At 52.5% G+C, this 13,917-nt stretch carries 15 protein-coding genes; all 15 read right to left on the reverse strand.

What is annotated here, in order from left to right; translation table 11 throughout:
• Positions 1 to 198: 198 nt before the first annotated feature.
• Entirely contained in the window at positions 199 to 1,137 is a 939-nt protein-coding gene (locus tag OCU14_RS04670; RefSeq protein WP_261810011.1) for an alpha/beta hydrolase, read from the reverse strand.
• 131 nt (positions 1,138 to 1,268) lie between these two features.
• Positions 1,269 to 1,856: a uracil-DNA glycosylase family protein gene (locus OCU14_RS04675; RefSeq protein WP_261810012.1), complete on the reverse strand. Its 588-nt coding sequence runs from the start codon at positions 1,854 to 1,856 to the stop codon at positions 1,269 to 1,271.
• 15 nt (positions 1,857 to 1,871) lie between these two features.
• A complete protein-coding gene (ispE, locus tag OCU14_RS04680) occupies positions 1,872 to 2,726 on the reverse strand; it encodes a 4-(cytidine 5'-diphospho)-2-C-methyl-D-erythritol kinase (protein ID WP_261810013.1) in 855 nt (284 codons plus the stop codon).
• 109 nt (positions 2,727 to 2,835) lie between these two features.
• The gene (locus OCU14_RS04685; protein WP_057878876.1) at positions 2,836 to 3,072 is read right to left on the reverse strand and encodes a Veg family protein; all 237 of its coding nucleotides are present in this window, start codon (positions 3,070 to 3,072) and stop codon (positions 2,836 to 2,838) included.
• Positions 3,073 to 3,171: 99 nt separating this feature from the next.
• Positions 3,172 to 4,062, reverse strand: coding sequence for a 16S rRNA (adenine(1518)-N(6)/adenine(1519)-N(6))-dimethyltransferase RsmA (gene rsmA, locus OCU14_RS04690; protein ID WP_261810014.1), 891 nt, complete (start codon positions 4,060 to 4,062; stop codon positions 3,172 to 3,174).
• Positions 4,052 to 4,624 carry a ribonuclease M5 gene (rnmV, locus tag OCU14_RS04695; RefSeq protein WP_261810015.1) on the reverse strand — a complete coding sequence of 191 codons (573 nt, stop codon included), beginning with the start codon at positions 4,622 to 4,624 and terminating at the stop codon, positions 4,052 to 4,054. Before rnmV ends, rsmA begins: the two co-directional genes overlap by 11 nt.
• The gene (locus tag OCU14_RS04700; protein WP_261810016.1) at positions 4,611 to 5,390 is read right to left on the reverse strand and encodes a TatD family hydrolase; all 780 of its coding nucleotides are present in this window, start codon (positions 5,388 to 5,390) and stop codon (positions 4,611 to 4,613) included. Before OCU14_RS04700 ends, rnmV begins: the two co-directional genes overlap by 14 nt.
• A 101-nt stretch (positions 5,391 to 5,491) precedes the next feature.
• Complete coding sequence (metG, locus tag OCU14_RS04705) at positions 5,492 to 7,522, reverse strand: methionine--tRNA ligase (RefSeq protein ID WP_261810017.1); 2,031 nt, start codon at positions 7,520 to 7,522, stop codon at positions 5,492 to 5,494.
• A 171-nt stretch (positions 7,523 to 7,693) separates the two neighbouring features.
• On the reverse strand, positions 7,694 to 8,542 hold the full coding sequence (locus OCU14_RS04710) for a DUF72 domain-containing protein (RefSeq protein ID WP_261810018.1): 849 nt from the start codon (positions 8,540 to 8,542) through the stop codon (positions 7,694 to 7,696).
• An 11-nt stretch (positions 8,543 to 8,553) separates the two neighbouring features.
• Positions 8,554 to 8,880, reverse strand: a complete 327-nt coding sequence (locus tag OCU14_RS04715; RefSeq protein WP_057878882.1) for a hypothetical protein — start codon at positions 8,878 to 8,880, stop codon at positions 8,554 to 8,556.
• An 11-nt stretch (positions 8,881 to 8,891) separates the two neighbouring features.
• Positions 8,892 to 9,590, reverse strand: coding sequence for an NAD-dependent protein deacylase (locus OCU14_RS04720; RefSeq protein ID WP_261810019.1), 699 nt, complete (start codon positions 9,588 to 9,590; stop codon positions 8,892 to 8,894).
• A 23-nt stretch (positions 9,591 to 9,613) separates the two neighbouring features.
• Complete coding sequence (locus OCU14_RS04725) at positions 9,614 to 10,579, reverse strand: IpaB/EvcA family protein (protein WP_261810020.1); 966 nt, start codon at positions 10,577 to 10,579, stop codon at positions 9,614 to 9,616.
• A 16-nt stretch (positions 10,580 to 10,595) separates the two neighbouring features.
• Positions 10,596 to 11,867: a hydroxymethylglutaryl-CoA reductase, degradative gene (locus OCU14_RS04730; protein WP_261810021.1), complete on the reverse strand. Its 1,272-nt coding sequence runs from the start codon at positions 11,865 to 11,867 to the stop codon at positions 10,596 to 10,598.
• 11 nt (positions 11,868 to 11,878) lie between these two features.
• Positions 11,879 to 12,799 (reverse strand): Ppx/GppA family phosphatase, encoded by a 921-nt coding sequence (locus tag OCU14_RS04735; RefSeq protein ID WP_057878886.1) that lies wholly within the window; start codon positions 12,797 to 12,799, stop codon positions 11,879 to 11,881.
• A gap of 20 nt (positions 12,800 to 12,819) precedes the next feature.
• Positions 12,820 to 13,839, reverse strand: coding sequence for a tryptophan--tRNA ligase (gene trpS / locus OCU14_RS04740; protein ID WP_057878887.1), 1,020 nt, complete (start codon positions 13,837 to 13,839; stop codon positions 12,820 to 12,822).
• Positions 13,840 to 13,917 lie beyond the last annotated feature (78 nt).

Consider the following 13,917-nt stretch of genomic DNA (forward strand, 5'->3'; position numbering starts at 1 on the left):
CGGTTTATCTCGGCCTTACATTCTGGGCGACTTTGAAGACCCGCGCCTCTGGCGGGGCTTCAAATCGAGCGAGAAGCCCACCGGGCTGAAGCGTCCCCACAGCAGGCGGAATCCCTGGCAGCCGCAGGCGGCCAATTTACCGCCACATTAATAATCCCACTGACCAAATCAAAGTCAGTGGGACCATTTGTTTAACACTTAATCAACATACTTTTCCAGAAACGTCTTAACCAAGTCATCATACTTGGCCGGGTCCTTCGCACGCGTGGCAATGTGACCAGCCTCGTTATCGCGGTACCGTTCCTTAGGACCAGCCGCCGCTCGATACAACACATCCAGATTTTCCACCGGAACTGTCTCGTCATTAGCCCCCTGAATAAACAGAATTGGCAAATGCGTCTTCTGAAGTTGCTGGGCGATGTTTCCATCTGAAAGCCGATAACCCTCGGCTAAACGGGAATACTGATCAGCAATTGGCAGGATTGGGTAAACCGGCAGATGATATTTATTGCGAATCCGGTAGCGGGCTTCCGCCAATACGGACGCGTAACCAGAATCGGCCACGACGGCCTTCACGTTATGTGGCAGGTCTTCCCCGGCAGTCGCCAACACCGTGGCAGCCCCCATGGAAATCCCCAATAACACAATTTCACAGTCTTCACCATAGGTGGCAATGACTTGATTAATCCAACCATTATAGTCGAACCGGTCCGGCCAACCGTACCCGATTGTATGGCCCTCACTATCCCCGTGGGCCCGGGCATCGGGCATCAGAACGGTATATCCCCAGTCATGAAAGGTCTTAGCCCAGGGAATCATCTGTTCGCGGGCATGGCCCAAGCCGTGGGCCAAGATAGCCACCTTTTTGGTCGGTTGGGTGGCTTCGATACAGCTGGCCCGCAGAATCAGTCCGTCTAAACTCGTCTGGGTCCACTCCACGGGATTGTGTCGCAGATACCAGGCGTTGTCCGCCGCGGTATTTTCCGCGATCGCTCGTTGCTTCGTCTTGCGTCGGTTACGGCTAAATGATTTCGTTGCGGCCTGGTAGACCACGGCGGCACCACCGAGAACCCCAACTGTGCCAACCGCGGCGGCGATTGCCGTTGCCCCCAGCCACTTCTGCCAACTCTTTGCCATACTGCCTGCCCCATTCCTGACTCGCGTCAAATTTGTTACCTCCACTGTACCTAAAAATGTGGGTCGGTGCCACTATTTACCGTCTATTTGCGTACAAAAAAACTCGAGAACACCGTCTCGAGTTCGTTAAGTCAATTTAAATGGATCAGACGCCCCACGCGTTGTTGTAGTTCTGGCACCACGTCTGTCTCAAACCAAGGATGCTGATGAAGCCAGCCCAAGTTGAGCGGTGACGGGTGAACTAGCGGAAAGTATGCCGGCAGGTAATCCCTGAAGGCAGCTACCGTCGCCGTCAAATTCTTCTGACGCTGAGGCAGATAGGCCTTCTGTGCGTACTGGCCAATCAACAGGGTTAGTTGAATCTTGGGCATCAGCTCTAACAAGGGCGCATGCCACTTTTCCGCAAAGCCCTTGCGTGGGGGTAGATCACCACCATGTGCGTGCTTACCCGGATAATAAAAATCCAAAGGCAACACCGCAATCTTACCGGAATGGTAGAACTCATTCTTCGTGACGCCCATCCAATCTCGCAACCGATTGCCACTGGCATCATCCCAAAACGTCATCGACGCCTGGGCCTGCCGACTGGGCGCCTGGCTGACCAATAAGATTGTCGCATTGGGCTCCACGCGATATAAGGGCAACAGACCCTGTTGCGTCAATTCTGCGTTCTGTGGATCCTGTTGGATCGCGTTAAAAAGCTCCTCCGCTCTGCTCATTAACCACTTACCCCCTTATGGTAACGGCCGGACTAAATAGACTTCTCGACAGAAGCCTTTCATTCCGTTAAAGACGCGCTGTGCTCGGGACTGCTTACTACAAAGTCCAAACACGGTGGGACCAGTCCCACTCATTTGTGCCACGTCGGCCCCGAACTTCATCATCTGTTGCTTCAACTGCGTAATTTCGGGATAGCGATGGGCCGTCAACGGTTCCAAGACGTTACCCATCACCGCACACATGGCGTCAATGTCCTGATCACGAATCCCACGTAAGAGGCCGTCAATGTCGGGATGTTCCAAATTATCGTAACGAATCTGTTGCAGAATGCTGGGTGTCGACACGCTCACCTTGGGCTTGGCCAAAACCACCCAAGCCGCTGGTAACTTTGAGAGTGGCGTGATGCGCTCCCCGCGCCCACGAACATGTGCCGTCCGGCCATAAACACAGTACGGCACATCAGAATCAATTTCGAGTCCCAGCTTAGCCAGCTCTTGCCAGGAAAGTCCGAGGTCCCAGAGTTGGTTCAGTCCGCGCAAGACGGCGGCGGCATCCGAAGAGCCCCCACCGAGGCCAGCCGCCACGGGAATATTTTTTTTAATGCGAATATTGACCCCCTCATCGATATGAAAGCGAGTCTGTAGTAAGTGTGCGGCCTGGTATGCCAGGTTCCGCTGATCGTTAGGGAGGAAGCCGCTATCCGAGGCCACCCGAATTCGTTTATGCTTGGTTAGCGTTTGAATCTCTACGTAGTCCGCCAAGTCCACGGAAGTCATGACCATGTTCCACTCTTCCGCACCATCCTGATGATGATAGGGCGTATCGAGCCCGAGGTTAATCTTGGCAGGCGCCTTTTCAATCAGTTGCATGAGCTCACCTTAATTCCAGATAGACCGAGTCTACCGTTCTCGTGAATATAATTAAGCCCATTATACTATGGTTTTAGGCAAAATAAAAAGGCCTGACCGGCCCAATTATTTATTCATCGAAATCGACTTCGATGTTTTTGGTTAAAATATCGGTATAGCTGTACGAAACCCGCTTGAACGAATTTTCATCCTGGTCTAAATCCACAACGAAAACAGCCGGATAGGTTTCCCGAAGAATGCCATGCCGTTCTGTCGTCTTCTTACGCCCAGCCTGAGCAATCACCATTAACTTGTCGCCAATGCGATCGTCCAGTTTGTTCTTAATGTTCGCTAAACTTGTTGGCATGCCCTTCACCTCTGTGAAACAATTATAGCATGGTTTCACAGAAATTGCAAATTATACCACAACCTACTTTAAACCGCAAGAATCCACAATTGAAAAGGGTTACATAAGTCCTTCATTGTGAAAAGCGTTGGTTAATTCGATAAAGTTTATCAGGGTTAACCGTTCTGGCCGTAGTTGCCGAGAGACACCGACCGTTTCCAGAACGGATTCCAGGCGTTCACGCACCTCGGGTTGCTTACCAAATAAGCCTTGTAAATTGTTCCACAGCGTCTTCCGGCGGTGAATAAAGCAGCCCTTAACAAATTTGAATAAGGCTTCTTCTTCGTACGGTTTAACTGGCAGTGGCTCTCTGGGTGTCAGCCGAATAATCGCGGAATCCACGTTAGGTTGTGGAATGAACGCCGTGCGCGGCACCTCAAAGGCTACGGCCACGTGGGCCTTGTACTGCATCACCACGGAAAGGGACCCGTAGGCCTTGGTTCCGGGTTCGGCCACCAAGCGATCGGCAACTTCCTTTTGCATCATAACCACGATCTCATCGAAGGCCACCCCACTCTGGAGGACCCCCATCAGGATTGGCGTCGTAATGTAATAAGGCAGGTTAGCCACTAGCTTGACGGGATGACCCGGTTCAAACTCCTCGTGAATAACTTCGGCGAGGTTCGCCTTTAAGATATCTTGATTGATGATCTTGATGTTATCGTAATCTGCCAACGTTTCGTCTAAGACTGGTAGGAGGTTTTCATCAATTTCGAAGGCCACGACCTTACGTGCGCCCTTGGCAATCTGTTCGGTCAAAGCCCCAATCCCAGGGCCAATTTCAATGACGTTATCGTCTTCCGTGACCTCGGCGGCATTGACAATGTTCCGCAGGATGTTCAGGTCGGACAGGAAATTCTGACCCAGGCTCTTCTTGGCCACTAACCGATAACGGGTCAGGATGGCTTTTGTTCTAGCTGGTGATCCAATCTCTGGCGCACTATTGTTCATGGGCGTTCTCCCTTTCTCGAATCTGTTTGACGGCTGCCGCAAAGTCTGCGGGCTGGATGCTAAACATCCGGAGCCGTTTTTCAAGTTGTTTGCCGTTGACGTACCCAATCTGGAGAAGTTCCCCCAGTTGCTCACGGCGGGCCTTAGACCCGGCCCCACCAATGAGTCCGGCGGTCATCAAATCTTCATGCGTGATGAGGGTAGGTGCCGCATCGGTTTCGGTGTAGACGTGGTCTAACGCCGCACGAATGGCCTCAGGACTGGCGTGTTCCACCCCCAGCGAACCTCCGGCCTTATCCGGTCGGCCGGCCGCCTTCGGTAAGAAGGCATGCTTGGCGTTGGGCACGGCTTCGGCCACAATCTTACGGATCTTTTCACCGGAAAAGTCAGGATCGGTAAAAATGATGACCCCCCGTTGATCGGCAAGCTTAGCAATCAGTGCCAAGGTGTCCTCATCGATCGCGGACCCTCGCGTTTCAATGGTATCCGCGTTGACTGCGCGATTAATTTGTTTCGTATCGTCCTTGCCTTCGACGACCAGGACTTCTTTAATCTTTTTCATTAATGTGATAAAACTCCTCTGCGTTGTGGTAAGTAGCGGCCGCAATTTCTTCCGGCGTCGTCTCACGTTCCTTGGCCACGGCTTCCACTGTATAACGGGTGAAACCGGGCTCGTTCTGTTCGCCACGATGTGGTTCCGGCGTCAGGTAGGGCGCATCCGTCTCGACCATCATCACGTCTAGTGGCGTGGCCCGAACCGAATCGTGAACCTCGTGAGCGTTCTTAAAGCTGGCCACCCCGGAGTAAGAGATGTGCATCCCCAGATCCAGGAACTTCTTCAGCCATTCGGGATCGCCATTGAAACTGTGCATGACGCCCCCGATGTCGCGGATATCGGCTTCCTTAATGATACGATAGGTATCTTCAAAGGCATCCCGGTTGTGGACCACGATCGGCTTGCCAATTTCCTTAGCGATCGCAATCTGCCGCGCAAATACCTTGCGCTGAACATCCTGAGGTGACGTATCCCAGTGGTAGTCTAACCCAATTTCGCCAAGCGCCACGACACGGTCATCGGTCAGCTGTTCTTCTAACAGTTTTTCCTTGGCCGCATCATAATGCTTGGAATCCTCGGGATGCCAGCCCACCGCCGCGTACAGTTGGGGATATTGGTGTGCCAACTTAATCGCATCGGCATTCAACTGGGTGTTGGAGCCGATGTTGGTCATCTTGACGACGCCCAGGTCCGCCGCTTGTTTCAGGTAGCGTGGAACCTCCTGAATGAATTCCTCACTGTTTAAATGGGTATGTGAATCAAAGATTTTCATCATGATCCTCCTAAGTGTGTGGCCCGATTAACGCTAAAATTGAAAACGTGGGTCGGCGTCTCATCGACCCCCCGCCCACGTTTTTCATGTTTTTACTAACTTTATTCGACTGATGATCCGTTAACCATACTGTCTGGCAGCGTTAAGAGTTGGACCTTGCCGTCGTGTTCGGCAGAAAGTAACATCCCTTGGCTAACTTCACCACGCATCTTACGTGGCTTCAGGTTGGCAACAATGACAACCTTCTTACCCAGTAAGACTTCTGGTTCTGGATACCACTTGGCAATCCCCGACAGAATCTGACGGTTGCCTTGGTCCCCAGCATCCAATTGGAACTTGAGGAGCTTGTCGGCACCGACAACGTGATCGACCGCCTTGACTTCAGCGACCCGCAATTCAATCTTTTCGAACTTGTCGAAACGAATTTCAGGCTTGTTCAAGGTGAGCTCCGTGTCGTTTTCGGCAGCAGCCTGTTGGGCCTCGGCTTTGGCGGCCATGGCGGCGCGACCCTTGGTCTTTTCAGACTTGGTCATTTGACCTTGGATGAAGTCAACTTCTTCCTTCACGTCGATCCGTGGGAAGATTGGTGTCCCCTTGGCCACAACCTGAGCTCCGGCTGGTAAGTCGGCCAATTGTAGGTCGCTCATCGTTAAGGTTTCAGGATCCAAGCCCAATTGGGCAAAGATTTCCTTAGGAGCGTGAGTCATGACGGGACTGATCAGCGTGGCAATCACCCGCAGGCTAGCTGCCAAATGAGCCATAACGGCGGCCAATTCAACGGCCTTGCTGTCATCCTTGGCTAAATTCCAAGGTTCCGTCTCGTCGATGTACTTGTTGGTCCGGGCCACTAACTTCCAAATTTCAGCTAAGGCATCGGCAAAGTGCATCTGATCCATCAAATCATGATAGTTGGCGATAACCGTCTTAGCCGTGGCTTCGAGGTCACCGTCAAATTCAGTAACGCCAGCCTTGAACTCAGGTAGCTTGCCGTCTTCATACTTGTTAATCATGGCAACGGTCCGGTTCAACAGGTTCCCCAGGTCGTTGGCCAGGTCATAGTTCAACCGGTCCACGAAGTCTTCTGGGGTAAAGGTCCCATCATTACCGTAAGGCATGGCCCGCATCAGGTAGTAGCGCAGGGCATCGAGACCGTAACGGTCAACCAGCGTCTCGGGGTAAATCACGTTTCCCTTAGACTTGGACATCTTGCCGTCCTTCATGAGTAACCAACCGTGGGCAAACAATTCATCGGGGGCTTCGATCCCTAACGCATGTAACACGATTGGCCAGTAGATCGAGTGGAAACGAACGATTTCCTTACCCACCATTTGAACGTTGGCTGGCCAGAACTTCTTGAAGAGACCTTCATCATCGCTGGCGTAACCCAGTGCCGTAATATAGTTCAACAGGGCATCGATCCACACGTAGACCACGTGCTTCGGATTACTCTTGACGGGCACACCCCAAGTAAAGGTGGTCCGAGAGACAGCAAGGTCTTCCAGACCTGGCTTGATGAAGTTATTGATCATTTCTGTCATCCGAGATTCTGGTTGGATGAAGTGAGGATGGCTGTGGTAGAAGTCTAACAGCCAGTCCGCATACTTACTCATCTTGAAGAAGTAAGACTGTTCCTTAACGAGCGAAACCTCATGACCGGATGGCGCCTTCCCACCGATAACCTTACCGTTATCGTCGTGGTAGACTTCGGCCAGTTGGGTCTCGGTAAAGTACTCTTCGTCATCCTCAGAGTACCAACCTTCATATTCGCCCAGGTAGATGTCGCCCTGCTTTAAGAGGCGTTCAAAGACTTCCTGCACGGCGGCCACGTGTTCCTTGTCCGTCGTCCGGATGAACTTGTCGTTGGAAATTTCCAGCGTCTTCCAGAGCTGCTTGATGCCATCAGCCATGCCGTCCACGTATTCCTGAGGTGATTGGCCTTGAGACTTGGCCTTGTCTTCAATCTTCAGGCCGTGTTCATCGGTTCCCGTTAAGAAGAAGACGTCGTAACCGTTGCTCCGCTTGTAGCGGGCAACCGTGTCACAAGCAATCGTGGTGTATGAGTTACCGATGTGTAGCCGCCCTGATGGGTAGTAGATCGGCGTCGTAATGTAAAATGTTGGTTTATCTGCCATAAATAAAAATGCCTTCCCTCACTCTAAATTAGTCCGTAATTTTGGGGTTAAATTTTAGTGTAAATTCTAATTAAGTATAGCATAAACCCCGGTTCAGCCATAGCGCTTACCGGGGTTTTAAGGTCTAAATTTAACTGAAGCCGCTCACTTTTAGTGATGATTCCCAGACACCTAGAAGAGGTCCAGCTGCTGTGGGGCCAAATTGTCCCAGTGCAGGCCTAAGATCTCCTGCAAACGCTGGGCATTGGGGGCCGCATCTTTGCCGGAATTGTTATTGAAGATGACACAGACATTCTGGGCCTGCGTCGCCACCTGTTTCACCAGTGCAGCCACTTCTTGGAGTTCAGCCTCACTGTACCGATAGAGGGTTCGGGTCTTGCGCCAGTTAGCACCCTGATTGAACCAGCCCTCTTTGTTGCGACCGTGAAGGCGAATCACCGCCAACTCGGAAGTGGTCACCGTGGTCACCAACGGAATCCCGTTGTTTAAGTTATGTGGTTCGTCGGTGATGACGTTGGTCAGGTGTAACGACTGTAAGTAGTCAGTGACATCCTTGGTCATCCCTGGCGTCTCGAACCAGCTAGGACTACGGAACTCCACCGCAACCGGCAACTGTTCCATTTGTACCCGCACGTCACGGAGGTACTGAATGTTGGCCGTCGTCCGATTGAAGTACGGCGGAAATTGAAAGAGCACCGTTTGGAGTTGTTGATGGGCCACCAGGGGCGCCACCGCACGCTTGAAGTCATCAAACGCGGTAACCCGTTCGGCCGTGGTGGCAGGTGTGGCCCGCTGGTCGTGTTGCGTCATGATCTGATTGGCCTTCAAGATGTACTGAAACCCCTCTGGAACCGCCGCCTGCCAGTTGGCTACGGTCGATTCGCGGGGAATCCCGTAGAACGGCGTATCCAATTCGACTATGGGAAAGTTCCCGGCATATTCACTGAGCGTGACGGGACGGTCTTCCCCACCAATCAGGGCGGGATGCTCTTTCCACGTGGTTAACCCAATCGAAATCATTTTGTCACCTCTTACTTAAAACGTTCAAACTGCTTGATGAGCTCGGCTTCCGGGGTCGTCAATCGCCCACTCAATTGACTAATTAGCCGTTTACCAGCTAGGCGATCGTTATATCGAATCCCGGTCACACTGAGATCGATCAGGGCAAATAACACAGCCACCAGTGCGGCTTGGCGGCGCGCAAAGGTTACCGTGAGCAGGGTCACCAGCTGCCCACCGAAGGCCAGCTGAATGATGCTGTAAATCAGTAAGGTATCCGGAATCAACTGTAAAAAGTTTAGCCAGCGGAGACGCCTCACGAGTCGCCTCAGTTGGATGATGACTGCTTGATGGCTCATAATTTCACCCTCTAGACCTTGAGCTCACTGAAAAACTCAGTTGCATCGGCTTGAACCATATCATAGTCAAAGCCAAGGTTTAATTGTTCCTGATTGACCACGACCACATCGGCCTGGTTGTTACGGTAATCCAGTAGCCCGGCAAACGGGTAAACCCGCATGGAGGTCCCGACAATGACCACCAGATCCGCTTGTTCCATGGCGCCCACCGCCAGCTGAACGTTCAACTGGTTGAGGCCCTCATCGTAGAGCACCACGTCCGGCCGTAACCAGCCGCCATCCGCCTCATGATAGGGCGACTTCAGGTAGTCATGCCAATCCACATGTTCCCCACAGATTTGGCAATAGACATTGTACAGGTTCCCGTGGAACTCTACCAGGTCCTTGGTATCCGCCACCCGGTAAAGATTATCGATGTTTTGGGTGATAACCGTCGCGCGATCCTGCTGGGTCAGCGCGGCTTGCTTGGTATGAATGACATTGGGTTGCGCATCTGGATAGTACAGGTTCTGCTTGACGTAATCATAGAAAACTTCCGGTTCCTGAACCAAACAGGTGTGACTCAGATAATATTCCGCATTGCGATGCCCGGTATACAACCCATTCTTGGATCGATAATCCGGGATACCCGACGGCGTCGAAACGCCTGCCCCGGTTAAGAACACAATGTGCTGAGCATGATCAAAGGCTGCTTGTAAGCGTGCTTCCATCCCCATCATCCTTTCTTAAACGACTAACGTAAAATATAAGGCATCTTCAATTCCTTGAAGAGATCTTCCACTGTCATGCTGTAAATTCGCGTGAAGTAATCTGGCGTATCTTCCTTAGGTGCCGGTGAAGGCAACACAAAGGCATTCTGTTCGTCAGACCGGTTAAAGCCGACGTAGCCCCGCCGTTGCGTGGTCTTCTCGTGCATATCCGAATGATAGAGTTCGAAGATTTGCTTGACGGACAGGCTCAGTTGCCGTTTGGACAGCACACTGGTCAGCGTGGTGAATTCGGTATTGTGTAAGGCTGGTAAATGCCAGGCTTCGAGCTGTTCATCGAAGGCCTTGAACAACTTAACCACGTTGCGCCGGAAGGTAAATGGCGAGTCGACTGGCTTGGCCATAATCACGGCATACAGGCTCTTGGCGGCCTTCAGACTAATTGGATAATCCTTGGTAAACTGGGCCATGACGGCTTCGTCATCTGGACCGAAGAAGACCAGGGCATCTAACAGCGTCAAAGCCCGGAGCGTCATCTCATCGTCGAGTGGCGTTGGTTCTGGCTTGATCGTGGCCTGGACCCCTTTCAGGTAAAGGTCCTTGATTTCAGGGGTAATTAACCCGTGCTTCTGTTGCTCCTTGACCACGACCACGTGGCTCACAATGTCGTAGAGTTCAGTACCCATGATCATCAGTTGTTCATCCAACTTGGGTTGCCCCGTCGTCAGTGAGAAAAAGACCTGGGGGAAGCCGGACAGGATCATTAGCAAATGTACCAATTCGTGGGACGCCGTGTAGTTTGGTGCCGTCAGATCCGCCACTTGAATGGCAATGTCCTTACCCATTTGCATCTGTTGGGCCTGGTCGTGACGCACGTAACCAGACTGCAGGCTACCGATGAATTGAACCTCAACCTTCCCTGGGTACAGGGCGTTGACTTGGTCTAAGAGGCTTTGAACGGCCTCATTTAATTTCACATCTTCTGCTTTCATAATGTTTAGTTGTCACCTATTTTCTTAGATTTTCTTGTCGAACAGCGGTTAGGGCCGCTTGGGCCTGGGCCATTGTTGGCTGCTTAATGGCCTGCAACCGAGCCACCACTGCGGGTAGCTCGGTGTTCGTGGCACCAACAGACAGGGCGAGTGACTTTACCTGCAGGTGCATGTGACCGCGTTGAATCCCTTCGGTCACCAGTGCCCGGAGCGCCGCGACATTCTGGGCCAAGCCTACCGCCGCCACGATACCCATGAGTTCGGTCGCCGTGGGTTGACCGGCCAACTGCTGGTTAATGGCGACCAGCGGAAAGACCCGTGTTGCGCCACCAACGACACCCAACGCCAGGGGAACCGTCAGCTCCCCATGAAGTTCGGTGCCCTGTTCACCCAGCCACCAGCGACTCAAGCCGCGGTACTGGCCACTCTGACCCGCAAAGGCGTGGACGCCACTCTCGACGGCGCGCCAATCGTTTCCCGTGGCAATCACCACGGCATCAATCCCATTCATGATGCCCTTGTTATGGGTCACGGCTCGGTAAGGATCGACCTGCGCGTAGTCACTGGCCTCACAAATTTTCTCGGCAACCGTCGCGCCATCAACCGTTTTGGTGGCCAACTGGGTCACCGGCACGGCCACTCTCGCCGTAACAAGACTGTGTGTGGCGTAGTTACTCAGGATACTCATTAACACGTCCACTTTCAAGTGGGCCTTAATATAGTCAGCGACCGCCTCACAGAGGGTGTTAACTAAGTTAGCCCCCATGGCTTCCCCGACATCGATAAAGACGTCCAGGGACACCCAGTGGGGTGGCAACCGTCGGACCCGGATACTCCGGGCTCCGCCACCGTGTTTCGTCACCAGTGACGGGTGGACGTCATTTGCGACATCCAAAATAGTCTGGCTCTTGGCCTTCAGCCAGGCCTCCAGACCGGTGCTGTCGGCGACGTGATTGAAGACAATTTGCCCCATCACCTCGCGCCGGTCGACCGTGGTCACAATGCCCTCGCGACTAGCCAGGAGTCGACCCCCATTACTGGCGGCGGCAATCACCGAGGGTTCTTCCGTTACCATGGGCACAACGACCTCATGGCCGTCGACCCTAAGATTGACCGCGACCCCTTCTGGCAACCCATAGGTCGTCAGATAATTCTCAATCAATTGATCGTCACCGTTCTGACGGCGCGCCGCAATCGTTGCCAGCTGACTCACCGTAAGATGCGCCAGTTGGGCCAGCTGATCACGCCGGGCCCCATAAGGTAACCGATAAAATGGCAGTTGTGTCATCCACTGACCTCCTATCGTTGACTAAGATACTCAGAAATAATCCCTTCACGCACGCCGCTTTCAGAGAACACGACGCGATCGGAGTCTAACATCTGTAAGAGTGTCACCAGGGGAAGCATCCCCCCGATGATGATATCTGCCCGGTCTGGTTCCAATCCAGAGATCCGTTTCCGATCGACCAAGCCGCCTCGTAATAACCGTTCGAAGGTTTTTAAGACCTGATCGGTGGTGAGGCGATAACCGTGGATATTCTCCACGTGGAGAATCTTCTGTTGTTGCCGATTCATACGCGCTAACGTTCGGTTAGCCCCACCCAGTAAAACAAGTGGTAGATGTTTGGCATCGTTTAGCCACCAAATATCTCGCAGACGTTCCCGCAGGAAAACCTGAGCGGAGAAGAGATCCACCGCCGTCACCCGGTCATCGAGCCGGAATTGTTCGGACAGATTGACCGCGCCAAAGGGCACACTGATCAGGTTGGCATCGCGGCCGTCCTTCACGTGAACCAATTCGCAGCTCGCACCCCCGGTATCTAAAAGCAAACAATCCTTGACCTTGAGCCGGTTAACCGCCCCTAAGTAGTCATAATAGGCTTCCTGATCGCCAGAGAGAACCTCGAGTTGAATGTCCGTTGCCTCGGCTACCCGATCGAGAAAGTCCTTACGGTTACGGGCTTGGCGCACGGCAGCCGTAGCAATACCCCGCACGATTAGATTGGGTAATTGTTCGTAGTAGGGCCGAAATGACCGCAGCGCTCTGATCGTCCGATCCATAGCGTTGGGCTGTAAAATCTTTTCGGGACCCATGCCTTCTGAAAGCCGGCTATCAACCTTGACACGATTCACTTCGCGATAGGTGCCATCTTCATGAAGTTCATTGACTGCCATGCGCACTGAATTCGATCCCAAATCAACAATGGCTAAATTTTGCATGGTCGTTCCTCCGTTTCAGTCTAACCGAAGTAATCAATCCCAATGGCATGACGGACTTCGCGTAACGTCTGTGCAGCCACTTGGTTAGCGCGTTCGCTCCCCTGCTTCAAGATGTCGTAGACGGCATCTTCGTTAGCAGCGAATTGTTCCCGCCGTTCACGGATTGGCTTCAATTCGGCTTGAAGAACGTCATTCAAGTAGCGCTTGATCTTCACGTCACCGAGGCCACCGTGTTGGTACTGAGCCTTCAGGTCTGCAACGTGTTCCTTGTCCTGAGCGAAGATGTCCAGGTAGGTGAAGACCGTGTTGCCTTCGATATGACCCGGATCCTCGATGTGAATGTGTTCGGGATCGGTGTACATCGACATCACTTTTTTCTGAATGTCATCGGCGCTGTCACCTAAGTAGATGGCGTTATCCAAGGACTTGCTCATCTTGGCATTGCCGTCTAAGCCAGGGATCCGCCCCTGACCCTTAGGTGGGAAGTAGCCTTCTGGTTCAACCAGAATATCTTCACCGTAAACATTGTTGAAGCTCCGCACAATTTCACGGGTTTGTTCCAACATGGGTTCTTGGTCTTCACCAACGGGCACGGTGTCGGCCTTGAAGGCGGTGATGTCGGCGGCTTGGCTCACTGGGTAGATGAAGAATCCGGCGGGAACACTTTCACCAAAGGCCTTCTGTTTGATTTCATTCTTAACGGTTGGGTTCCGGTTCAAACGAGACACCGTGACCAGATTCAGGTAAGCCATGGTCAGTTCGTTTAAGGCCGGGATCTGTGATTGCACCAAGATGGTGGACTTGGCTGGGTCAATGCCGACAGCTAAATAGTCCAAAGCCACTTGTAGGAGGCTGTGGCGAATCTTCTCTGGGTCACGCGCATTGTCCGTCAATGCCTGCATATCAGCAATCATGATGTAAGTCTCGTAATCGCCCGTATTCTGTAGGGCAACTCGGTTGCGTAATGACCCCACGTAATGTCCAATATGTAATTTACCAGTTGGTCGGTCACCAGTTAAAATAACGTGCTTTTTATCCATTAATGTTCTCCCTTTCTGAAAAAGCGCCCCATTGGAGTCGGACTCCAATAGGACGCTTACTGCGCGGTACCACCTAAC

Origin of the sequence: Levilactobacillus humaensis, assembly GCF_024345185.1 — a bacterium.
Taxonomy (GTDB): Bacteria; Bacillota; Bacilli; order Lactobacillales; family Lactobacillaceae; genus Levilactobacillus; species Levilactobacillus humaensis.

Coding starts and splice junctions, on each gene's coding strand:
- metG (WP_261810017.1), bottom strand. CDS start 7,522: ATGGCAGATAAACCAACATTTTACATTACGACGCCGATCTACTACCCA.
- OCU14_RS04720 (WP_261810019.1), bottom strand. CDS start 9,590: ATGGAAGCACGCTTACAAGCAGCCTTTGATCATGCTCAGCACATTGTG.
- OCU14_RS04735 (WP_057878886.1), bottom strand. CDS start 12,799: ATGCAAAATTTAGCCATTGTTGATTTGGGATCGAATTCAGTGCGCATG.
- OCU14_RS04715 (WP_057878882.1), bottom strand. CDS start 8,880: ATGAGCCATCAAGCAGTCATCATCCAACTGAGGCGACTCGTGAGGCGT.
- rnmV (WP_261810015.1), bottom strand. CDS start 4,624: ATGAAAAAGATTAAAGAAGTCCTGGTCGTCGAAGGCAAGGACGATACG.
- rsmA (WP_261810014.1), bottom strand. CDS start 4,062: ATGAACAATAGTGCGCCAGAGATTGGATCACCAGCTAGAACAAAAGCC.
- OCU14_RS04725 (WP_261810020.1), bottom strand. CDS start 10,579: ATGAAAGCAGAAGATGTGAAATTAAATGAGGCCGTTCAAAGCCTCTTA.
- OCU14_RS04685 (WP_057878876.1), bottom strand. CDS start 3,072: ATGCCAACAAGTTTAGCGAACATTAAGAACAAACTGGACGATCGCATT.
- OCU14_RS04700 (WP_261810016.1), bottom strand. CDS start 5,390: ATGAAAATCTTTGATTCACATACCCATTTAAACAGTGAGGAATTCATT.
- OCU14_RS04730 (WP_261810021.1), bottom strand. CDS start 11,867: ATGACACAACTGCCATTTTATCGGTTACCTTATGGGGCCCGGCGTGAT.
- ispE (WP_261810013.1), bottom strand. CDS start 2,726: ATGCAACTGATTGAAAAGGCGCCTGCCAAGATTAACCTCGGGCTCGAT.
- OCU14_RS04670 (WP_261810011.1), bottom strand. CDS start 1,137: ATGGCAAAGAGTTGGCAGAAGTGGCTGGGGGCAACGGCAATCGCCGCC.
- OCU14_RS04710 (WP_261810018.1), bottom strand. CDS start 8,542: ATGATTTCGATTGGGTTAACCACGTGGAAAGAGCATCCCGCCCTGATT.
- trpS (WP_057878887.1), bottom strand. CDS start 13,839: ATGGATAAAAAGCACGTTATTTTAACTGGTGACCGACCAACTGGTAAA.
- OCU14_RS04675 (WP_261810012.1), bottom strand. CDS start 1,856: ATGAGCAGAGCGGAGGAGCTTTTTAACGCGATCCAACAGGATCCACAG.